Source organism: Chryseobacterium sp. A301, assembly GCF_054489425.1.
The window spans coordinates 21,444-43,256 of sequence record NZ_JBTMWY010000006.1 but is presented as its reverse complement, the minus strand read 5'-3'; the positions used below and the strand labels follow the sequence as shown (position 1 = coordinate 43,256).

Annotated in this window: 22 protein-coding genes; 13 read left to right on the top strand and 9 right to left on the bottom strand. The window is 41.0% G+C overall.

Going from position 1 to position 21,813, the window contains the following annotated elements; all coding sequences use genetic code 11:
• The first annotated feature begins 249 nt into the window (after positions 1 to 249).
• From lpdA to ACX3PU_RS09745, 3 genes are all read left to right on the top strand, one after another.
• Entirely contained in the window at positions 250 to 1,641 is a 1,392-nt protein-coding gene (gene lpdA / locus ACX3PU_RS09755; protein ID WP_459084848.1) for a dihydrolipoyl dehydrogenase, read from the top strand.
• A 63-nt stretch (positions 1,642 to 1,704) separates the two neighbouring features.
• A complete protein-coding gene (locus ACX3PU_RS09750) occupies positions 1,705 to 2,442 on the top strand; it encodes a YggS family pyridoxal phosphate-dependent enzyme (RefSeq protein WP_459084847.1) in 738 nt (245 codons plus the stop codon).
• A gap of 77 nt (positions 2,443 to 2,519) precedes the next feature.
• Positions 2,520 to 3,290 (top strand): patatin-like phospholipase family protein, encoded by a 771-nt coding sequence (locus tag ACX3PU_RS09745; protein ID WP_459084846.1) that lies wholly within the window; start codon positions 2,520 to 2,522, stop codon positions 3,288 to 3,290.
• On the opposite strand, the gene ACX3PU_RS09740 is transcribed toward ACX3PU_RS09745, so the two are convergent.
• The gene (locus tag ACX3PU_RS09740; protein ID WP_459084845.1) at positions 3,287 to 4,138 is read right to left on the bottom strand and encodes an ion transporter; all 852 of its coding nucleotides are present in this window, start codon (positions 4,136 to 4,138) and stop codon (positions 3,287 to 3,289) included. The two genes, ACX3PU_RS09745 and ACX3PU_RS09740, sit on opposite strands and share 4 nt — an antisense overlap.
• 49 nt (positions 4,139 to 4,187) lie before the next feature.
• Between ACX3PU_RS09740 and ACX3PU_RS09735 the strand changes: the two genes are divergently transcribed.
• Both ACX3PU_RS09735 and ACX3PU_RS09730 read left to right on the top strand, forming a co-directional pair.
• Positions 4,188 to 5,285, top strand: a complete 1,098-nt coding sequence (locus ACX3PU_RS09735; RefSeq protein ID WP_459084844.1) for a Nif3-like dinuclear metal center hexameric protein — start codon at positions 4,188 to 4,190, stop codon at positions 5,283 to 5,285.
• 4 nt (positions 5,286 to 5,289) lie between these two features.
• Positions 5,290 to 6,069, top strand: a complete 780-nt coding sequence (locus ACX3PU_RS09730; protein WP_459084843.1) for a zinc ribbon domain-containing protein — start codon at positions 5,290 to 5,292, stop codon at positions 6,067 to 6,069.
• Positions 6,070 to 6,223: 154 nt separating this feature from the next.
• On the opposite strand, the gene ACX3PU_RS09725 is transcribed toward ACX3PU_RS09730, so the two are convergent.
• From ACX3PU_RS09725 to ACX3PU_RS09715, 3 genes are all read right to left on the bottom strand, one after another.
• The gene (locus ACX3PU_RS09725; RefSeq protein WP_459084842.1) at positions 6,224 to 6,796 is read right to left on the bottom strand and encodes a DUF6705 family protein; all 573 of its coding nucleotides are present in this window, start codon (positions 6,794 to 6,796) and stop codon (positions 6,224 to 6,226) included.
• A 41-nt stretch (positions 6,797 to 6,837) separates the two neighbouring features.
• On the bottom strand, positions 6,838 to 7,656 hold the full coding sequence (locus ACX3PU_RS09720; RefSeq protein WP_459084841.1) for a carboxypeptidase-like regulatory domain-containing protein: 819 nt from the start codon (positions 7,654 to 7,656) through the stop codon (positions 6,838 to 6,840).
• Positions 7,657 to 7,891: 235 nt separating this feature from the next.
• Entirely contained in the window at positions 7,892 to 9,667 is a 1,776-nt protein-coding gene (locus tag ACX3PU_RS09715; RefSeq protein WP_459084840.1) for an AMP-dependent synthetase/ligase, read from the bottom strand.
• Positions 9,668 to 9,818: 151 nt separating this feature from the next.
• Between ACX3PU_RS09715 and ACX3PU_RS09710 the strand changes: the two genes are divergently transcribed.
• The 3 genes from ACX3PU_RS09710 to ACX3PU_RS09700 all read left to right on the top strand — a co-directional run bounded on the left by ACX3PU_RS09710 (position 9,819) and on the right by ACX3PU_RS09700 (position 11,654).
• Entirely contained in the window at positions 9,819 to 10,958 is a 1,140-nt protein-coding gene (locus ACX3PU_RS09710) for an acyl-CoA dehydrogenase (RefSeq protein ID WP_459084839.1), read from the top strand.
• A gap of 61 nt (positions 10,959 to 11,019) precedes the next feature.
• The gene (locus ACX3PU_RS09705; protein ID WP_459084838.1) at positions 11,020 to 11,382 is read left to right on the top strand and encodes a hypothetical protein; all 363 of its coding nucleotides are present in this window, start codon (positions 11,020 to 11,022) and stop codon (positions 11,380 to 11,382) included.
• 17 nt (positions 11,383 to 11,399) lie between these two features.
• Positions 11,400 to 11,654 carry a hypothetical protein gene (locus ACX3PU_RS09700; RefSeq protein WP_459084837.1) on the top strand — a complete coding sequence of 85 codons (255 nt, stop codon included), beginning with the start codon at positions 11,400 to 11,402 and terminating at the stop codon, positions 11,652 to 11,654.
• Between the two features lie 74 nt (positions 11,655 to 11,728).
• On the opposite strand, the gene ACX3PU_RS09695 is transcribed toward ACX3PU_RS09700, so the two are convergent.
• Both ACX3PU_RS09695 and ACX3PU_RS09690 read right to left on the bottom strand, forming a co-directional pair.
• Positions 11,729 to 13,012: a hypothetical protein gene (locus ACX3PU_RS09695; protein WP_459084836.1), complete on the bottom strand. Its 1,284-nt coding sequence runs from the start codon at positions 13,010 to 13,012 to the stop codon at positions 11,729 to 11,731.
• Between the two features lie 176 nt (positions 13,013 to 13,188).
• On the bottom strand, positions 13,189 to 14,781 hold the full coding sequence (locus ACX3PU_RS09690) for a peptide chain release factor 3 (protein WP_459084835.1): 1,593 nt from the start codon (positions 14,779 to 14,781) through the stop codon (positions 13,189 to 13,191).
• A gap of 98 nt (positions 14,782 to 14,879) precedes the next feature.
• Between ACX3PU_RS09690 and ACX3PU_RS09685 the strand changes: the two genes are divergently transcribed.
• Together ACX3PU_RS09685 and rdgB are read left to right on the top strand one after the other, a co-directional pair.
• Positions 14,880 to 15,713 carry a CPBP family intramembrane glutamic endopeptidase gene (locus tag ACX3PU_RS09685; RefSeq protein ID WP_459084834.1) on the top strand — a complete coding sequence of 278 codons (834 nt, stop codon included), beginning with the start codon at positions 14,880 to 14,882 and terminating at the stop codon, positions 15,711 to 15,713.
• 17 nt (positions 15,714 to 15,730) lie between these two features.
• Positions 15,731 to 16,312, top strand: coding sequence for an RdgB/HAM1 family non-canonical purine NTP pyrophosphatase (gene rdgB / locus ACX3PU_RS09680; protein ID WP_459084833.1), 582 nt, complete (start codon positions 15,731 to 15,733; stop codon positions 16,310 to 16,312).
• A 133-nt stretch (positions 16,313 to 16,445) separates the two neighbouring features.
• Here rdgB and ACX3PU_RS09675 read toward each other — a convergent pair whose 3' ends face one another.
• Positions 16,446 to 16,631, bottom strand: coding sequence for a hypothetical protein (locus ACX3PU_RS09675; protein ID WP_459084832.1), 186 nt, complete (start codon positions 16,629 to 16,631; stop codon positions 16,446 to 16,448).
• A gap of 172 nt (positions 16,632 to 16,803) precedes the next feature.
• Here ACX3PU_RS09675 and ACX3PU_RS09670 point away from each other — a divergent pair, with 172 nt between their 5' ends.
• Together ACX3PU_RS09670 and ACX3PU_RS09665 are read left to right on the top strand one after the other, a co-directional pair.
• Complete coding sequence (locus ACX3PU_RS09670; protein WP_459084831.1) at positions 16,804 to 17,721, top strand: ribonuclease Z; 918 nt, start codon at positions 16,804 to 16,806, stop codon at positions 17,719 to 17,721.
• Positions 17,722 to 17,748: 27 nt separating this feature from the next.
• Positions 17,749 to 18,516 carry a TIGR02757 family protein gene (locus ACX3PU_RS09665; protein ID WP_459084830.1) on the top strand — a complete coding sequence of 256 codons (768 nt, stop codon included), beginning with the start codon at positions 17,749 to 17,751 and terminating at the stop codon, positions 18,514 to 18,516.
• 22 nt (positions 18,517 to 18,538) lie between these two features.
• Here ACX3PU_RS09665 and mgtE read toward each other — a convergent pair whose 3' ends face one another.
• Entirely contained in the window at positions 18,539 to 19,891 is a 1,353-nt protein-coding gene (gene mgtE, locus ACX3PU_RS09660; protein ID WP_459084829.1) for a magnesium transporter, read from the bottom strand.
• A 114-nt stretch (positions 19,892 to 20,005) separates the two neighbouring features.
• Positions 20,006 to 20,776, bottom strand: coding sequence for a 16S rRNA (adenine(1518)-N(6)/adenine(1519)-N(6))-dimethyltransferase RsmA (rsmA, locus tag ACX3PU_RS09655; protein WP_459084828.1), 771 nt, complete (start codon positions 20,774 to 20,776; stop codon positions 20,006 to 20,008).
• Positions 20,777 to 20,912: 136 nt separating this feature from the next.
• Between rsmA and ACX3PU_RS09650 the strand changes: the two genes are divergently transcribed.
• Entirely contained in the window at positions 20,913 to 21,812 is a 900-nt protein-coding gene (locus ACX3PU_RS09650; protein WP_459084827.1) for a cell division protein FtsX, read from the top strand.
• The last annotated feature ends 1 nt before the right edge of the window (position 21,813 follow it).

Below are 21,813 nucleotides of genomic sequence, written 5' to 3'. Positions count from 1 at the left end.
ATGAAACAAAATTAGTAATTATTTTTTTCTAGGCTGTGAACGTAAGATTAATTCTGGAAAATCTTCTTTCAAGTCCGATAGACAAAGTAAAAAAGTGAATTTCCTCAATCGAGCGAACTCAAATAAACGGCGTGTCCATTAAAATAAGACCCTTAGAAAGAGCTACTAAAACATTCAAAGTTGATTTAAAAGGAATGCGCATTCAATTCACAAGAATTTTCCTTATTTTTGTGATTAAATAATTTCAATATGAACTACGATATCATTGTTGTGGGAAGTGGTCCTGGAGGCTACGTGACTGCGATCAGAGCCGCTCAATTAGGATTTAAAACCGCTATTGTTGAAAAAGAAAACCTGGGTGGAATTTGCCTCAACTGGGGATGTATCCCAACCAAGGCCTTATTAAAGTCAGCCCATGTCTTTAATTATTTGAATCACGCCGAAGACTACGGATTAAATAAAGTGGAAAATCCAGGGTTTGATTTTTCAAAAGTAATCGATAGAAGTAGAGGTGTGGCTTCCAAAATGAGTGGAGGAATCCAGTTTCTAATGAAAAAGAATAAAATTGAAGTTTTAAAGGGGACGGCTAAAGTGCTTCCTGGAAAAAAGATTCAATTAACAAAAGAAGACGGATCGACTGCAGAATATAGTGCAGACCATATTATCATCGCCACAGGAGCTCGTTCAAGAGTCCTACCTAGCCTTCCACAAGATGGAAAGAAAGTAATTGGATACCGTGAGGCGCTTTCTATGGCGAAGCAACCTAAATCTATGATTGTGGTAGGATCTGGCGCTATTGGCGTCGAGTTCTCCGACTTCTATAACACCATGGGTACGGAAGTAACCATTGTAGAATACATGCCCAATGTAGTCCCTGTTGAAGACGAGGAAGTTTCAAAACAATTAGAAAAATCTCTGAAGAAAGCAGGAATTAAGATTATGACCAGCGCCTCTGTTGAGTCTGTGGACACTTCGGGAGAAGGCGTTAAAGCAAAAGTAAAAACCAAAGACGGGGAAATCACCCTAGAAGCAGAAGTTTTACTCTCTGCGGTAGGGATTTCAGCGAACATTGAAAATATCGGGCTTGAAGAAACCGGAATTCAAACCGAAAAAGGACATGTCTTAGTAAACGAATGGTACGAAACTTCTGTGCCGGGTTACTACGCCATTGGAGACATTATCCCAACCCAAGCTTTAGCTCACGTGGCTTCTGCAGAGGGAATCACTTGCGTCGAAAAAATCAAAGGTTTAGACATCGAACGCATTGATTACGGAAACATTCCAGGCTGTACCTATACGCACCCAGAAGTAGCTTCTGTCGGACTAACGGAGAAGAAGGCCAAAGAACAAGGCTTTGATATCAAAGTAGGGAAATTCCCATTGTCTGCTTCCGGAAAAGCAACCGCGAATGGAAACACAGACGGATTCATCAAAGTAATTTTTGATGCCAAATACGGTGAGTGGTTGGGTTGCCATATGGTAGGTGAGGGCGTCACCGATTTAATCGCTGAGGCGGTTGTGGCAAGAAAACTAGAAACCACAGGTCACGAGATTATTAAATCCGTGCATCCCCATCCTACGATCTCAGAAGCGGTCATGGAAGCGGTCGCAGCAGCCTACGGCGAAGTAATTCACATCTAGAACTAGAAAACCTTTTATTAACATAGCTCCAGATTTCTCTGGAGCTTTTTTACTAAACAGAGTATGGATTCTTATCTATTAGAAAACATTAAGGCCATCGAAAAGCGAATGCTTACCGCCTGCCAGGAGTTTAATCGCGATCCCAAAGAAGTAAAACTTTTACTCGCGACCAAAACAGTAGAGCCTGAAAAGATTCTCTTAGCATTTAGCTCAGGCCATACGCTCATCGCAGAAAACCGAATTCAGGAACTCAAGGAAAAATTCAGTCCTCTGGAGTCCCTCAGGCATACCAATCATTTCATTGGCCATCTGCAAACCAATAAAATTAAAGAACTGTTGCGCTACGAGGTAAAATGTTTGCATTCCCTTGACCGCCGGGACTTAGCTCAAAAGCTACAAGAAAGACTTGAGAGGGAGAACAAAACCATAGAGGTTTTGCTACAAGTCAATACCTCAGTGGAAGCCAGTAAATTCGGAGTGGATCCCAAGGAAGCTATTTCGTTTTGCAGGTACGTATCCTCTCTTCCCAATTTAAAGATAAAAGGACTTATGACCATTGGGCTGTTTAGTGACGATATGGACAAGGTAGAGGCCTGCTTTAAACGTTTGGCCCTGATTCGAAATCAAATTTCAGAGGCGAAAATTCCAACGGTGGAAATGAAAGAGCTTTCCATGGGAATGAGTGGAGATCTTGAGCTTGCGATTAAACACGGCGCTACGATTATTCGAGTGGGTACAGCCATTTTCGGCAAGCGAGAAACCCCCGATTCCTATTATTGGAACGAAGAAAAGGATCTGTAATCTTATTGGAAGTCTTTTTATTTATGGAAAATTTCCTTTTCAAATATTTTCTCTACTTTTAAGAAAAAATTACGCACGTGTATAATCTAGGTCTGGCTCTTTGCGGTGGCGGTACAAAAGGACTTGCTCACGCCGGGGTCATCAAGTTCTTAAACGAACAAGACATTCATCCGGATGTTCTTGCAGGCACTAGCGCAGGTGCGATTGTAGCCAGCTTTTACGCCGTAGGAAAATCTCCGCAAGAAATTGTGGATTTCTTTAAATCCGTTTACTTTTTTAAGTGGAATCATTTCTCTCTACTAAAAGGGGGAGGATTCATCCATTCGGATATGTTCAAGAAATACCTAAATCCCGTTTTTGAGGACCGAGTGATGGACGACTTAGATAAGAAGGTCTTTATCACGGCCACCAATATACTTAGCGGAAGACTTGAGGTCTTTGCGGGGGATGTGAAAGTAACGGATGCGATTATTGCGTCTTGCGCCGTTCCCATGATTGCCACTCCCTACAAAATCGGAGAGGGACTCTATAACGATGGAGCGATCTTAAACAATTTCCCTTCCGATGTCCTTAAGTACAGCGCAAAGAAAATTATTGGAGTTTATTTCTCACCAAAGAAAGAAGCAAAAAAAGAAGATCTAAAATCAGTCATGGCGGTCACTTCACGCGCTTATGACTTAATGACCTCTCAAGTCGAAATTGGGAAAAGTGGAATGTGCGATTGGTTTATTAATCCCGCAGAACTCGTGAACTTTCATATGTTTGAAGGAAAGAAAACCCGAATGGACCAAATGTTTCAAATTGGCTACGAGGCGGCTAAAGATAGTTACTTCGAAGGCATTATCTAGTGGGCGACTCGCTCAGCGCATTTTTTGCAATAATTTGCATCGTCATCTATGTCCTCATTTCCACACCGAGGACAAACCTTTTCCAAGTTTTGTCTCTTGTTTCTCATTTCTGCAGTCACAATTCCCGTTGGAACCGCGATAATAGAATAACCTGCTAGCATCAAAATGGTGGCAAAGAATTTCCCAATGCCAGTTTGCGGCGCCACATCTCCATACCCCACAGTAGTTACCGTCACTACTGCCCAGTAAATACATTGGGGGATGCTTTCAAATCCCTCACGATGTCCTTCCACCATATACATTAAGGAGCCTACAATGACCGAAAAGATCATTAAAAAAAGCAGGAAAATATAAATCTTTCTCGAACTGTTTCTAAGAGCACGTATGATAAACATACCGTCATTCATGAAATCTAGCAGGTTCAAAATTCTAAAAATCCTTAGCATGCGAAGCATGCGGATGATTAAGAAATACTTCGTAATTGGAAAGAATAGACTCAAGTAAAAGGGAACAATGGCAAGAAGGTCAATGAGACCAAAGAAGCTAAAAATATAGGTCTTCTTATTTCGAATGGTGATAATTCTTAGGATATATTCAATCGTGAACACGAGGGAAATAATAACTTCGAGCACTATAAAATAGACATGGTACTCCAAATCAATGTTGGGCACACTTTCCATCATGACAATAAGAGCACTAAGGCCGATAAGAATCAGAAGACAAATGTCAAATAACTTCCCCATGGGCGTGTCGGCCCTATAGATAATGCGGTATACCTGACGCTTCCATTTTTTCCTCTCGGGAATGTAATTGAACTCTTGTTCGAACTCTGGTGGCTTTGAATCCATATTCTAATTTGAAAATTATCACTAATTTCGCTACAAACTTAATGAAAAAATGCAGTTACACGAAGTAATTTCTAAATTGGAAACTAGAATCCACCCTCGAAGTGCCGAGGATTTTGATAATGTGGGACTTTTATGCGGGAACCTTTCTCGTGAGATCACAGGGATCCTGGTTTGCCACGATGCCTTAGAATCCGTGGTCGGGGAAGCGATTGAAGAGAATAAAAATTTAATCGTGTGCTTTCATCCCATTGTATTTTCCGGACTTAAAAAGATCACAGGGAAGGATTATGTAGAGCGTTCGCTTCTAAAAGCGATTGAAAATAAAATTGCAATCTATGCCATTCACACTTCCTTTGACAACGATTATTTTGGCGTGAACTATGGCATCTGCCAGGCTTTAGGTTTGCACGATCAAAAGATCCTAATGCCCAAAGAAGGACAGCTAAGTCAATTGCAACTCTATGTACCTCGGGACTACACCCAGGAGGTAAAAGAAGCCCTGTTTAAGGCAGGTGCGGGCAATACCGGATTCTATGACGAGTGTAGTTTTGTTGTGCAAGGAGAGGGCACGTTTCGTCCGAAAGAGGGTTCTAGTCCCTTTTCTGGACATTTAAACGAGCGAAGCCATGCGAAGGAAGATCTTATAAGCGTGATTTTCGAGTCATACAAATCTTCACAAATTACAAATGCCTTTAAAATGGTACATCCCTATGAAGAAGTCGCCTATCAAATCCACAAACTAGAAAACAAAAACTCTTACTCAGGACTTGGCCGCTACGGCGAACTTCCCGCAGCACTAAGTTTCGAGGCATTTTTGGAGCTTGTAAAAAGTGTTTTCAATTTAGAAGTGATCCGCCACTCAAACGATACAGGCAAACCCATTAGGCGAGTCGGAGTCCTCGGTGGGAGCGGGGCTAGCGGAATTCAAGCTGCAAAAAGCGCAAACTGCGATGCCTATTTGACCGGCGATTTAAAATACCACGATTTCTTTCTGTCTGAAAATCAAATACTGCTTTGTGATATTGGGCACTTCGAATCGGAACAGTTTGTTACTCAACAATTATTTGACATATTGTCGGAAAAATTTCCTAAATTTGCAATCTCTAAAACAAAGGAGAAAACTAATCCTGTTAATTATTTTTTATAAAAATATGGCTAAGAAAACAAGCGAAATTTCAGTGGAGGAAAAACTAAGAGCGCTATACGATCTTCAAATAATCGATTCTCGATTGGATGAAATCCGTAACACGAGAGGTGAACTTCCGATTGAAGTAGAAGATTTAGAAATTGAAATCGAAGGCCTTGAAAAACGAGCGTTGAAATTTGAAGAGGAAATCGCGGAGCAAAACGCAGAGATTAACACCAAGAACGAAGTGATTAGCCACGCCAACACTTTGATCGAAAAGTACAAAGCTCAGCAGGACAACGTGCGTAACAACAAAGAGTTCGAAGCCCTTGCAAAAGAAATCGAATTCCAAGAATTGGAAATTCAATTGGCAGAAAAGCGCGTAAAAGAATTCGGATTTAAAATTGAAGGCAAGAACGAAACCCTTGAAGAATTGAAACAAAAGATTCAAGAGTATCAACAGCATTTAAAATTCAAGAAAGAAGAATTAGAAGGACTTATCGCAGAAACGCAAAAAGAAGAAGATTACCTGAATTCTAAAAGCGAAGAGTTTGCTACGAAAATCGACCAAAGACTTTTAAAGTCTTACAAAAGAATTCGTGACAACTCCCGTAACGGTCTTGCCGTTGTGGGTCTGGAAAGAGGAGCTCCAAAAGGATCTTTCTTCATGGTTCCACCGCAAAAGCAGATGGAAATTGCCCAAAGAAAGAAAATCATCATCGACGAACACAGTGGAAAAATCCTAGTAGACGACGATTTAGTGATGGAAGAAATTGAAAAAATGAAAGACGTTATAAAGTTTTAAATTTTCAAAATAGAAAAATGAAGACCCTTGGAAGTATTTCCAAGGGTTTTTTCATGCCCTTTTTCGTACCTATTTTTAGGAATCCTAAGCTTCGACCTAGAGAATATAGAAGTTCGTCTAAAGGCCTGTTTTACCAGACAAATTTCTTTAATTGCTACTGCTTTACTAAAATCATTTTTTTTGATGGCATTAACGGAACATAGGAAGAGTAATTGGGACATTTTTTCTCAATATCTACAAGTATATCAATATCTCTAACAAAATACAAGGTCATCTGATTTGGATTTGAGGGGGAAACTTCAATAAATAAATCCCCACTATCATTACAATCTATATTTGCGATAAAGTTCAAAGTATACACATTGTTCTGTATTGAATAGCCCCACAAGTAGGTCTTGTTATCATCCAATTCATTAAGGGTGTTATATACTGTAGAGTTACCGATTGAAACGGAAGCTCGGCCAACGATATCATTCCATTCTACTGTGTACCGTCCATATTTTTCTCTTTTCACAAATCTGAATTCATAACTTTTGCCATCAAAATTTCCTTTCCAAGTACCAACAAATTGATTCAATCGGTTATTGATATCTTTGACGTAGGTCACATTATCTGGGATTCCATCCGGGGAATTTCTAAATTCCATAGCTTGTTCTAATGAGATGGTGGATTGTGCGTTGCACGCTAAAGCGAAAGCAGAAAATAGTAATAAGGCAAAAATTTTCATTTTTTTTAAATAAAATTTGGCGACAATGGATTGACGTGCAACTATTTTTGAATTTTCACATCAATATTGATTGCGGGAGTTAAAAGCGGAACCTTTTTCCATTCACCAAGGTAATTTCGATAAATGGTTTTATTTCCCATCAAAGCACCGCTCATGTAAAAGCGGCCATTGAAATCACTTAGTAGCTGAATCCCAACATAGAAATCATCCTCGACCCAGATGTTATTCTTAGAGACATCAAAACTATAGGTGCCATCCACTATTTTTTCTGAAGTAATTTCATCGTGTAAATCTTCAGAAAGAATTGATTTTAGATTTTTGTCATAAACGGAATATCGAATGAAAACAGGGCGGTCTGTTTCAAAATCTGAAATATTGATATTGATTTTTTCAATTTTCGTTTTTTTATGGGTTCGAAAGAGCATGGCTACTTCCTTCGATTGGTCCTCGCTACTTTTGGAAGGATTATGTCCAATCAATAAGCTTTTTGTTTTCGTCGAAATCCCCCAATTTTTTCTACTGTATTTTCGAGGATCAATGATGACCTCTTCAATATTTTTTACTTTTTCAATGAGTGTGATCGTGTGTTGTTTTTCCTTTAAAAATTGTTCGATGGAAGTAGAATAGGGTTCGAAACCACCTACTTCTATCTTTAATTTTGTTTTTGGATCAAGGTCTTTTAATTGAATTTGAAACTGTCCTTTCTCATCCGCGATGGTTCCCACGCTTTGATTCTCAATACCAATTTTGGCATAAGAAATAGGCTGCATATCTTCTTTCGATACAATGGTTCCAGAAACGAATTGAGCTTTCAGGAGACAGCCCACTAAAAGGATAAAAAACAAGTATATCTTTTTCATAAATTAATTTTTTGCAAATATTTAGAATTCACGCATAACAGTCTCCCAAAAAATTGTTAAACTTTATAGGATCCATGGTATTTTGTGACAGGGATGGGAATCGGAAGATATTTAAGAAGTTCAAGTATTGAAAAAAGGGCAGTCGCAATTCTGATAAAAATCGCTCCCCACAATTTGTAAGGAGCGAAAAAATTAAAAATAAATAAAAATTTAAAAAATAAAAGTTATTTCTTTCTTAGGAACGTGAATACATACGGTTGTATAGATCCAAATAACGCTCTTTTACGGCTTTTCTTTTTAATTTAAGGGTAGGAGTCAACTGTCCGTCTTCGATGGACCATACTTCAGGTGTGAGCTCAAAACGCTTAATTTGCTCCCAATGTCCTAAGTTCTTGTTTATCTCCTCAATTTCCTTACTAATTCTTTCTTTTAATTGTTCGTTTGAAGCGATTTCGCTTTGGGTACTTCCCAGGGAATACCCTTTGCGCTCGGCCCAAGCCTTCGCGAAATTGAAATCCGGCTGGATTAGGGCACATGGCATTTTTTCTCCTTCACCTACAACCATAATTTGCTCAATGAATTTAGAAGCTTTGGCAATGTTTTCTATTACTTGAGGGGCAACGTATTTCCCACCCGAGGTTTTAAACATTTCCTTCTTTCTATCTGTAATCTGCAAATAGCCTTCGCTGTCCACATGACCGATGTCTCCGGTCATAAAGTATCCGTCCGGAGTAAAGACCTCGCGGGTTAATTCCTCGTTCTTAAAATAACCTTTAAAGACGCTAGGTCCTTTCACCGTGATTTCTCCGTCCGATTGAATCTTCACGTCCAAGTTTTCTAAAGGATGCCCCACGGTTCCGACTTTAATTTGTCCCACAGAATTCACAGAGATTACTGGGGAGGTTTCCGTAAGTCCATAGCCTTCCAAAATCGTAATTCCCGCATTTTGGAACAAAAGGTTTAAACGGCTCGAGAGAGCAGCCGATCCTGAAACTAAACAAATGATATTTCCTCCAAGTCCGGCTCTCCACTTAGAGAACACCAATTTGTCTGCTAGTTTTTGTTTTAGGCCGGAAGGAGCAGAAATGCTCTGTTTTGCTTCGTTTACGCTAAGAGCCCATAAGAATATTTTGGATTTAAGGCCTCCCGCGCTTGTGCCTTTATCGTAGATCTTATCGTATACTTTTTCAAGCAGTCGGGGAACCACACTCATGTAGTGAGGTTCGACTTCTTTAATGTTGTCGCCCATCTTCTCAATGCTTTCTGCAAAGTAGATCGAGAGTCCATTGTACTGGAACAAATAAAAGAGCATACGCTCAAAAATATGGCAAATAGGAAGGAAACTAAGAACTTTAGTGTCCTTGTGAGACAATCCTTTCCTGCGTGGAATACGACTGTTAGAAGCAAGTACATTGGAAACAATGTTATGATGCGTAAGCATCACCCCTTTAGGTTTCCCTGTCGTACCCGAAGTATAAATAATGGTCGCTAAATCTTCAGGATTAATCGTTTTTGCAATGTCTTCTACTTCTCCTTGATTGCTAGAATCGATACCCATGTCAAGGACTTCTTGCCAATTGGCCACTCCTGGAATCGTATCAAAACTAAAAACGCCCTGCAAAGAAGGTACCTGTCCTTTAATAGAGTTTACTTTCTCATAGAGAGCCTCATCAGACAAAAAGCAATATTTAATTTCTGCATTGTTAAATATGTAATTGTAATCCTCGGCGCTAATAGAAGGGTAGACCGGAACCGATACGGCTCCAATTTGAGAAATCCCTAAGTCCATAACCGCCCATTCCGTTCTTGTGGCGGTGGTAATTAAAGCGATCTTGTCTCCAGGCTTAATGCCTAACTTTAAAAGACCTCGAGAAATCGTATTTCCTTGGTTAATGTACTCTTGTGAGGAAATCGATTTCCAGTTGCCCTCGTACTTCGTGGCAAACATGGTCTCGTTCGGGTATTTTGCCAAGGCGTGATGGGCAATATCAAATAAGCGTCTAATGGACATATAAGTAGTATTTTTATTATTTGTAGTGATTCTGTCAATTCCTATGGAAGGCTCTTGTAAATGTATCATTTTTTTGTCAAACTCCAAAAAAAGTTTATTTTTTAGGTTCCTCGTAAAATTGTATTTTTACCCTTTAATAAAAAAACGTCATATGAACTTTAATTTATCAGAAGAACACCTGATGATTCAACAAGCCGCAAGAGATTTTGCTAAGAGTGAATTGTTGCCTGGGGTCATTGAAAGAGACCGTGATCAAAAATTTCCTCACGAGCAAGTCAAAAAGATGGGCGAAATGGGACTCCTTGGAATGATGGTAGATCCTAAATATGGTGGGGCAGGCATGGACAGCCTCTCGTACGTCATCGCAATGGAAGAAATAGCAAAAGTAGACGCTTCTGCAGCCGTTGTCATGTCCGTAAACAACTCTCTTGTTTGCGCCGGAATTGAAAAATTCGCAAGCGAGGAGCAAAAAATGAAATACTTAGTGCCCCTTGCAAATGGACAAGTCATTGGAGCGTTTGCTCTTTCTGAACCGGAAGCCGGTTCCGATGCAACGTCTCAAAAAACAACCGCAATTGATAAGGGAGACCATTATCTATTAAACGGAGTGAAAAACTGGATCACTAATGGAGGGACGGCAGACTATTACGTCGTAATCGCACAGACCGATGCAGAAAAAAAACACAAAGGAATCAATGCCTTCATCGTCGAGAGAGGATGGGAAGGATTTGAAATTGGTCCGAAAGAAGACAAATTAGGAATTCGCGGAAGCGATACGCATTCTCTTTTGTTCACGGATGTGAAAGTTCCGAAAGAGAACCGCATTGGAGAGGATGGATTTGGATTCAAATTTGCGATGGCCGTACTGAACGGAGGGCGCATTGGAATTGCATCTCAAGCCCTTGGAATTGCAGCCGGAGCTTATGAGCTCGCTTTAGGGTATGCAAAGCAAAGAAAAGCCTTTGGAACCGAGATTATTAATCACCAAGCCATCGCTTTTAAACTTGCAGACATGGCGACTCAAATTACAGCTGCCAGAATGCTATGTTTCAAAGCTGCGTTTGAAAAAGACGAAGGCAAAGACATTTCGGAAAGTGGAGCTATGGCAAAACTTTACTCCTCTCAAGTGGCAATGGACACCACCATTGAAGCCGTGCAAATTCACGGGGGTTACGGGTACGTAAGAGAATACCACGTGGAGCGAATGATGAGAGATGCGAAAATTACGCAGATTTACGAAGGAACCTCCGAGATCCAAAAAATTGTGATCTCCCGTTCGATATCAAAATAAAAATTCACACAAAGCGCTTTTGAAGCCTAGAGCTTCTAAAGCGCTTTTTAATTTTTTCCTTATGAAATATACATGGATCGTCCTTTCAGTTGTGATACTTCTCCTAGGTATCTTTGGTTGGTACAAATACTATTTTGTCTTTGGTGAAGGCGTAAAATCAGGGTACCTGAATTTTGCCGTTCACAAAGGATACGTGTTTAAAACCTACGAAGGCAAGATTATTCAAGAAGGTTTTGGCAAAGGCAAAACCGGAAATCTTACTTCTTATGAGTTTGAATTCTCCATTGAGAATCCTGCTGTATTCAAGGTTTTAGAAGAAAACAGTGGAAAGCACTTTGATCTGCATTACAAAGAGTACAAAGGAGCCCTTCCTTGGAGAGGCAACACAAAGTACATTGTAGATCGAGTCGTGAATATGAAATAGCCATCTGAAAGATTAGAATGAAAAAGTATATTATCAAACGAGAACGAGTGTTCCATTTATTGTCCCTGATGGCTGTAGCAGCCTCTATATTCACAAGTGATTTTCTAACCAAAATGGGACTCGTGATTCTGGGTGTATTTGGACTCTTTATCGTGGCCCTTGCCAAAGGAAATAAAAGCACTATTATTATCTACGCTGCGCTACTTTTAGTCGCGCTAGGGGTTGGACTTTACCTCGGCACCGAGCGTGGATTAATACCCGGCAAGCTTTAAGTATTACTTGAGGTAATTTCTACTAAAAAACCCACTTTCAAGAATTTGAAAGTGGGTTTTTTATTGCGTTAGAGTTAGGACTTAGGCTTATACTTTGCATAAGGATCCTCAGGATCGGTATCGGGCTCCTGCGTAGGTTTCGGCATTTGATCCGGTCCCGATTTGGGCTTAGGAGCATAAGGAGAATTGTAGTAGGATTCTTCAGACTTCGTCTCCACTTTTGTCTCTGCTTCTCCCTTGGTTTGCTCATTCACTTTTACACTAGGTTCGAAAGAAGAATTACTTTTCGTTTCCACTGGAGAAACCTGTTTTTGTTCTTTTCTTTTTTTCGCTCGGTTCCAGAAATAAATTCCTACAATCAGAAGAAGAAGGAAAGGCCAAAAGGGAAGCAAAAAGACAAGAGCCTGTTTCCCATACTCAAGTCCTTGCATAAAGGCACTTTTAGACGGCTCCTTGTAGGGGCTGATTTCTTTTGCATCGTTTGAATTAGGAGTAAGGGGCTCGTTCCCTGCGAAGGCAGCGGACTGCTCTAAGGTTAGTTCAAGCGTTGAAAGCTCATCCGTAGAACCATTAAAACTCCAAGTCTCCATGGACTTGGTTCTTAAGGTTCCTAGTTTGGAGCCAAAATAGTCAAGGGCTCTTTCAAAGTGGCGAGTTGGGATTAAAAGGGTTAGCTCTCTAGTTGCTTTGCCCTGTACTTCTCCAAAACTTTCTGATTTCACTTTTGCATCGTAGAGATGCATTCCATTCTCAAGGACACTATTAGCCCGATCGAGGTCCTCCACACTCACTTTCATTTTCGCTGTTGAACCTCGAGTTTCAAGGGGAGTATTGGTCTCAGAACGAGTGGGACTACTTGGCGATAGAGTGGTGGCATCTAGGTCTTTTGAGGTTCCTGTTGAACTTGAATCCAGAGGAGCTTCTTTAGGTTTTGATTTCGTTTGCTTGGAAAGTTTACTCAGCGTTTTAGTTACGGTGCCTAAAATGTCTATTGCACTCGAGTTCTCATTAATCTCAAGTCTTGCGGAATCCACGGTTTTTAAAAGCTCCGTACTTTTTTCAAGGGTTCCTGCCGTTTCTTTTAAAACGGTATTGAGCGAGTCAATCGTCTTTGCATTGCCATTGATTAAGCGTTCGGCTGTTTTTTTATGCTTTTCAATTTGCGGAACAATCACCCGATGAAAATCGGCAGAATCTTCCACCATAATGGAGATGGAATCCATCGTTTTCAGCCCTTCTTTGGCGGATTTAAATAACTCATTTACCTGCTGGATGGTATCTTTTGTTTCCTTAAACTCGGATTCAGAGCAAGAACTAAGAAAGGCGAGTAGAAGTATGTAGATGAACGAATATTTCATTGATTATTTTTAGTGCACGAATTACTGCAATTAGTATTCCCAAATATAAATTCGGTCGCAAAACTTAATAGAAGCACTCGTTTCTTTAAGCCGTAGGGAAGTTAACAAGAATAAAAAGGCGCCCCTAAATTTCATAAAGCAGGCGCCTTGAGTAGTGGAAATGAATAAAAATTTCCTTAGTTTTTGTATTCGCTAATGAAATGAAGTTTTACATTTGGAAATTTCTCCTGAGTCATCTGAATGGTAAAAGAGGAATCCGCAAGGAAAACAAGCTGATTGAATTTATCTCGGGCTAAATAGCGCTGCTTTAATCTTGCAAACTCAGTAAATTCAGCGGACTTCTCGTCGGCTTCCACCCAACAGGCTTTGTGAATAGAAATCGGCTCATACGTACATTTGGCTCCGTATTCGTGTTCAAGTCTGTATTGAATCACTTCGTATTGAAGAGCACCAACGGTTCCAATGATTTTTCGTCCATTCATTTCGAGAGTGAAGAGCTGCGCTACCCCTTCGTCCATCAATTGATCGATTCCTTTCGCAAGTTGTTTTGCCTTGAGTGGATCGGTATTGTTGATATAACGGAAATGTTCTGGAGAGAAGGAAGGAATCCCTTTAAAGGAAAGTTTTTCTCCTGCCGTTAGCGTATCTCCAATTCGGAAATTTCCCGTATCGTGCAGTCCTACAATGTCGCCTGGGAAGCTTTCGTCCACAATTTCTTTTTTGTCTGCAAAAAAGGCATTTGGCGCAGAAAATTTCATTTTCTTCCCCTCTCTTACCAGTAGGTAATTTTCATTCCTTTTAAAGGTTCCCGAGACAATCTTAACAAACGCAAGACGGTCCCGGTGCTTAGGATCCATATTGGCGTGAATCTTAAAGACAAATCCGGTAAAATTCTTTTCTTCGGGCCTTACGAGTCTAAGATCCGATTCTTTTGGTTGTGGCATGGGGGCAATCTGAATGAAAGCATCCAAAAGCTCACGAACCCCAAAGTTATTTAAAGCAGATCCGAAAAATACAGGCTGTTGTTCTCCGTCCATGTACTTTTGACGATCAAACTCCGGATAAACACTTTCAATGAGTTCCAATTCTTCCCGAAGGGTTTCTGCGGCTTTCGCTCCCACCATTTCCTCTACGATTGGATCGGATAAATCCTCAATTTTAAGCGATTGACCTACTTTTTGTTTTCGTTCCTCCACAAAAAGTTCGATGTTCTTTTCCCACAGATTGTAAATCCCCTGGAATTCAGAACCCATCCCAATAGGAAGAGAAAGAGGGACGACTTGCAGACCGAGCTTTTGCTCCACTTCGTCGAGAAGATCAAAGGCATCTTTCCCTTCTCGGTCTAATTTATTGATGAAAACAATCATAGGGATGTTTCGCATACGGCAGACTTGAACTAGTTTCTCCGTTTGTTCCTCAACCCCTTTTGCTACGTCAATCACTACAATCACAGAATCCACGGCCGTTAGGGTCCGAAAGGTATCTTCTGCGAAATCTTTGTGACCCGGCGTATCCAAGATATTAATCTTATGCCCTTTGTATTCAAAAGCAAGCACCGAGGTGGCCACAGAGATTCCTCTTTGACGCTCGATTTCCATGAAATCGGAAGTAGCTCCCTTTTTCACTTTGTTGGACTTCACAGCCCCCGCCTCCTGAATGGCTCCCCCAAAAAGTAGGAGTTTTTCTGTAAGGGTGGTTTTCCCGGCATCCGGGTGGGCAATAATGCCAAAGGTTTTTCGTTTTTGTATTTCCGTGGTTAAACTGGCCATATAGATATTTGTAGCTGCAAAATTCGTGTTTTTTTGTTAGAATTAAAAACGTTCGAAGCTCTAAGTTTCTTTATATTTGCCCTAAAGACGAAAAGACAATGGAAAACTCAGCCCAAACCAGGCCCAATTACGTTTTTACATGGAAAGGAGCGCTTGTTCTTTTCTTTGGAGGATTTGTCCCTTTGCTGGGCTTCTCTGTCCTAAATGTACTCTCGATGATGGCCTTTGGAATAAACTTTCAGTACGAGAATTTATACTTAATCCTATCGAATGCGCTGATGTGGGTGGGAGCGATTTACGCCTTTGATTATTTTATTTGTCGACCTAGCACCGGAAAAAAGCTTTCCTTTAATTTTTCAACCAAGAACGTCTCTACCTATCTGCTAATTTTCCCTCTTATGCTCGGCATGATGTTTATTGCGGAGTACTTTACAGAACTCATTCCCACGACAGGACCGGTTTTCGGGGAACTCTACGAGTGGTTTTCGCAGCTGATGCAGATGCTCTCTCAGGATCCACTCACCATGATTCTAATGGCCGTTGTGATGGCGCCCATTTTTGAAGAAATTGTGTTTCGAGGAATCATTCAAAAAGGACTGCAGAATGGGGGACTTGGTCCCATTACGTCCATATGGATAAGTGCAATCTTTTTTGGAATCATTCACGGAAACCCTTGGCAATTTGTAGGAGCGGTTCTTTTAGGCTATGTGTTAGGCCTTGTGTATTACCGAACAAAGTCTCTTCTGATGCCGATTCTTTTACACGCCTTTAACAATGCACTTTCCAGTATACTAATCATGTACAGTGGCACGGAGAGTTTCTCCCAATTCTTTGGAATTCCTTCCATTGCACTGCTTGGAATCGGGGTCGTAATTTTTGCCGTCTGTTTTTACCTTTTTACAGAAAAATACGAAATTCATCACGCCGATTAATTCTTACCTTTGCCTATATGAAATCTTTACTAGTCGCTACGCACAACGAACATAAAAAAGAAGAAATCCAACAAATGTTGGAAGGGAAATTCCAAGTTAAAAGTTTACGAGACGTAAACCTTTTAGAGGAAATCATCGAAGACGGAAGTTCGTTTTTTGAAAATGCTCTTATCAAAGGGGAATACTGCTATAAAGAGACAGGCATTCCAAGTTTAGGAGACGACTCAGGACTTGTGGTCGAAGCCTTAGACGGAAGACCCGGAATTTATTCTGCGCGCTATGCCTCCGACCATGATTTTGAGCGCAACATTGAAAAAGTTCTCCAAGAGTTGGAAGGAGTACAAGATCGCAGCGCTTATTTTGTGACGGTGATGTGCTACTTTACAAAAGACGGTCCCAAGTACTACGAGGGCCGTGTCTATGGAACCCTTTTAACAGAAAACAAAGGAAAAAAGGGGTTTGGTTACGATCCTATTTTTGTTCCCTTAGGCTATGACAAGACCTTTGCCGAGATGGATCCTTTGGAAAAGAATGAAATTAGCCACCGAAGAGTGGCGCTTGAAAAGTTCCTAGAAGACCTTGAAAACCTTTCTTCTTAATATAGGTCTCGCACTTATTGGGGGCAAGATTCTTTAGGCTAGGATCGTCCCAAGTAAAATAAGACTTATGACCATTAGGCCGTAGTATACGAACCTAAAGAAAAAGCCATTTGGCACTCTCAAAGTGAATCTTTCAATGGTCTTGTAGTACGATCTCTAGGGCAATGACCACCGAAATCATCACGGCAAGCGGTACGGCTACATCCGCAGGAAGGAAAAAAAGCAGCAGAGGGACCGCTACGAGTGCTTCCCCAAATCCTAAAGAGGAGCGAACCAAGGAAGCTAGAAAACTAATGAGTAAAACAGCGATAAGGATCAAAGGAACTTTACTTTAAAGAGGGTGTGAATAGCCAAATTTACCAAAATCACTTTAGGCGAAGGGCGGAGGGTAAATTCTTTTCAATGCAGCCTCCCTAGAGCACTACAAATTCACTTATTTTCTTTAACTTTGTTTTCACGGGCATCCTCCCGGTATTTATTAATTTCAACGATTGAGCAGCTACCTCACTATTCTAGGCTTTAACTCAGCCATTCCCACGATTAATTCCTCACCCACCGCCCAATTTTTGGAGATGGAGGAGAGGCATTTTCTTATTGACTGTGGCGAAGGCACCCAGGTGCAGCTGCGCAAAGCCAAAGCAAGGTTTTCCAAAATCAACCATATCTTCATTTCTCATTTGCACGGCGATCACTGTTTTGGACTTCCCGGACTCATCGCTTCCTTTCGACTGCTGGGCCGTGAGATCCCGCTGCATGTCTATGGACCGAAAGGAATCAAAAAAATGTTGGAAACCATTTTTCGCCTAACAGAGACCCACAAAGGCTTCGAAGTGATTTACCATGAGCTTAGTTCGAACGAATCGGAACTAATTTATGAAGATGCAAGATTGGAAGTGCACACGATTCCACTCGATCACCGCATCTATTGCAATGGATACTTATTCAAAGAAAAACCAAAAGACCGTCATTTAAATATGGCAGAGATTGCCAAATACAAAGAAATCGAAAAATGCGATTACCATCTCTTAAAAGCAGGGAACGATTTTGAGCTGAGCGACGGGTATGTATTAAAGAATGAAATCCTTACCACGGCTCCTAGTGCGCCGGTTTCCTATGCCTTTTGCAGCGATACTCGCTATTTAGAATCCATCGTGCCACTTATAAAGGAAGTGGATGTATTGTACCACGAAGCCACGTTCTTAGACGATTTAAAAGAAATGGCTCAATATACCGGACATACTACGGCGCTTGAGGCTGCTAAGATTGCAAAAATGGCAAACGTAGGCAAACTAATTTTAGGTCATTTCTCCAATCGATACCATGATCGCAGTGTGTTCACTCAGGAAGCAAGAGAGGTTTTTGCCGCGAGCTTTTTACCCACTCAACTCGAGAGAGTAAAAATAGGGTAGAATACGCTTACTAAATCCTTATTTCAAATGATCCATTTTGAAGAATTAAAATCCTTTTTAGACCAAAAGGCAGAGGAATTTCAAAATCCTGATTTCATCGAGCACGATCCGATGCAAATTCCCCATCGATTTGAGCTTAAACAGGACATAGAAATCGCCGGGTTTTTGACCGCCACCATCTCGTGGGGAAATCGAAAATCCATCATCAATTCCGCTACCCAAATGATGAACCACCTGGGAAACAACCCCTATGATTTTGTTCTCTCTTTTTCGGAGCGCGATCTGGACTTTTTAACGGATCGATCGGTTCATAGAACCTTTAATGGGGAGGATTTAAAGCAGTTTCTTTGGAACCTGAAACGTCTCTATAAAGAGAGGGACTCTTTAGAGTCTTATTTTCAATTGCAGGAGGGTGAAACGGATTTCTACCATGGAATCGAGCGGTTTCGAACTTCTTTTCTAGGCCCTACGAAGCACCGCAGTTCTAAACACGTGAGTTCGCCCTATAAAAACTCTGCAGCCAAACGAATCATGATGTATTTGCGCTGGATGGTACGATCCAGTACCCGAGGGGTGGATTTTGGCCTATGGGAATCCCTAGATCCCAAATACTTATCGGTTCCTCTCGACGTGCACACGGGAAATATCTCTAGAAAACTAGGTCTTGTCGAGCGAGTTCAAAACGATTGGAAAACCGTAAGAGAATTAGATCTCACAGTAAGAAAGATGGATCCTACCGATCCTGCCAAATATGATTTTGCGCTCTTTGGTCTGGGAGTGACCAAGGAACTTTAAGGACGAAGGAGTAGAAATTTTTCTAAATGTGTAGCATCATCCTTGCGATGGCAAAGTAAATAAGCACCCCTAGGATGTCATTTGACGTCGTAATGAAGGGTCCCGTCGCAATGGCAGGATCAATCTTATTTCGGTTCAAAACAATGGGCACCACGGTTCCAATGACCGCCGCCACCATAATCACAGCCAATAACGAAATCGAAATGGTCAGCGAAATGGTCAAATCGTGGTGATTGAAAAGAAGGTTGAAAGCAAAGATTAATAGAGCTAAGATAGCTCCCGAAGCTGCAGAAACGCTAACCTCTTTTAAAAGCGTACGGTAGGTATCCTTTCCTAAGGTATCGTTCGCAAGACCTTGTACTATAATCGCGGAGGCCTGCACTCCAATGTTTCCGGCCGTCGCCGCAATTAAAGGAACGAAGAACATAAGAACAGGTTCCGTCTGTAACGCAGACTGATTTCCTTGCAGAACTCGAGACCCGACAAGTCCACCCACCATTCCAATGACGAGCCAAGGAAGCCTCGCCCTGGTCATTTGGAAAAGACTATCGGTGTGGTCCACATCACTCGAGATCCCTGAGGCCAACTGGTAATCCTTTTCGTTTTCTTCTTTAATAAAGTCTAAAACGTCATCAATGGTTATGCGACCTACGAGTTTGTTCAGAGAGTCTACGACGGGGACTTCAAATAAATCGTACCGTTGCATGAAACGGGCCACTTCTTCCGCCTCGTCATTGTCCTTCACCCAGCGAATTTTACTGTTGTATACATCCACTACTTTTGAAGTGGAAGACGTCGTTAAGAGTCTTTTTAAACTTAGAGTACCCAGGAGTTTCTCGGATTCGTCGACCACGTAAATAGAGTAGACTTCATCCAAATCTTCCGCCTGCTTACGCATTTCTTTCACCGCCGCGATGACGGATAAGTTTTGGCTTACTTTTACTAGCTCCGTGGCCATTAACCCTCCGGCCGTATCTTCGTCGTAGCGAAGTAGATCCACAATGTTCTGAGCATGCTCCTCATCGTCCAGATGGTTGATAATCTCGTCCTGCTGTTTCTCCGATAGCTCCGCGATTAAATCGGCTGCATCGTCCGAATGAATCTCCCCAATAATCTCATCCGCAATTTCTTTGGAGGAAAGTTGGGTTAAGAATTTCTTTCTTTGGTCCTCATCGATTTCAAGAAGCATTTCAGCAGACTGCTCGTTGCCCATCAAATCGTAAACGAACTTTTGCCCTTCCTGGTCTAAATGCTCAAAGAAATTCGCAATATCCACCGCCTCCATCTCTACAAGCAATGCAGAGACTTCACTTACATTTCGCTGAGAAATGCCTTCTTTTAAAAGCTCTTTCAGGTTAAGGATCGGTTCAGTCAAAATCAGGTCGTTTTTTAAGTTTTAAAGGAATTCGTTGCGCAAAAATAGGCATTATGGCCTAAAAACCCTTGGCTTTTGAAATTTAAATCAAAAAAGGGGAAATTCTACTGCTCTTTACTTTGCATCTTTCCACAAATGAGTGAACCCAATAAAATCCTCGACACTGAGTTCCTCCGCGCGTTTGTCCATAAAGGCGTGTGATTTTAATTCTTCCGGGATTCCAAGGGCTTTTAGAGCATTGGAAAGTTTCTTTCTTCTTTGCCCAAAGCCGTTTTTCACGATTTGTTTAAAAAGGACTTCAATGCCCACAAGGTCTTCTCTTTCTTGGCGAACCAAGCGAATGACACCCGATTTCACTTTCGGGGGAGGATTGAATACATTTTCGTGGACCGTAAAAAGATACTCCACCTTATAGTAGGCCTGAATCAATACGGAAAGAATGCCGTAATCTTTGGTTCGGGGCACACCCGCACAACGCTCGGCCACTTCTTTTTGAAACATTCCGACCATCTCAGGCACCTGGTGTACGTAGTCTACAACCTTAAAAAGGATCTGCGAAGAAATATTATAAGGATAGTTGCCAATCACGGCAAAAGGTTTTCCTTCTGTAAAAGCAAAATCTGTTTTGAGAAAATCTCCCACAAAATTGCGCTCGTCAATTGCCTCGAAATTCTCCTTTAAATAGGCAATGGATTCCGAATCAATCTCGGCTAAGAACAATTTCTGCTCTTTCTCTAAGAGGCTCTGCGTGAGCACGCCTGTACCCGGACCAACCTCCAGCACCTGATCGTACCCTTCATAAGAAAGACTCTCGACAATTTTTCTGGCGATGTTTTGGTCCGTTAAGAAATGTTGACCCAGGTGTTTTTTCGCTTTGACACTCATAATTTGAGATTATTTTTATTAAGGTTGGTTTCTTGCGAGACAAAAGGTGCTTTAGGATTATTTAACATCTTTTTTTATCCCGTAATCCGGCAAATTTCGGAAGTTTTTTTCTAATTTAGCCGAAAATTTTGTATTGATGGCTAAAACGGTTGATGATTTTAATAAACGAAGATTGCGTTCCAGTAATATTACCGTCGTAATTTCGATTGCGCTTGTGTTGTTCTTGCTTGGACTTATGGGGCTTATTTTAATCAATGCCCAAAAGTACTCCGATTATATTAAAGAGCAGCTTGTCGTGAATGCTTATTTTAATGAAAATTACGATGCGAAAGACTCTGTGAAGATTGCGAAACTAGAAGAAGAAGCTTTTAAAAAGATTCAAGTCTTAGTTCCCGTAAAACGCGCGACGTACATTTCTAGAGAAATGGCAAGTGACGAGGCAAAAAAAAGCATGGGCATCGATAGCGAAGCGTTGTTTGACACAAACATCTTTCCTTCTTCTGTGGAAGTGGCGTTAAAACCTGAGTACGTTGATCCTGCTAAAATTGACGATGCAATCAAGCAAATCTCAAGCGTCGCAGGAATTGTGGACGTAAAGAACAACAGTTCTTTAATGGTGGATGTCTACAACAATTTAAACCGAATTCTAAAATGGATTTTAGGATTTTCCCTCCTCTTTTTAGTCTTAGCCGTGGTTTTAATTAACAACTCCATTCGTCTAAAAATCTTCTCCAAACGTTTTATTATCAAGACGATGCAACTCGTGGGAGCCCGCAGACGTTTTATTTTAAAGCCTTTTGTTCTAGAAGCCATGCTTTTAGGTCTCATTGGTTCTGTCATTGGACTTCTCGCTTTGTTCGGTGTATGGTATTACTTTACGAGCCAAATCGGGCAGGCTTTCATGGAAAACGACCCTCAATACTATTGGCTTATTGCACTAGTACTCGCCATTGGAGTTTTAATAACCGTGGTAAGTACCATTTTTGCTACTTGGAGATTCCTACGTTCTAATATTGACGATTTATATTACAGTTAAG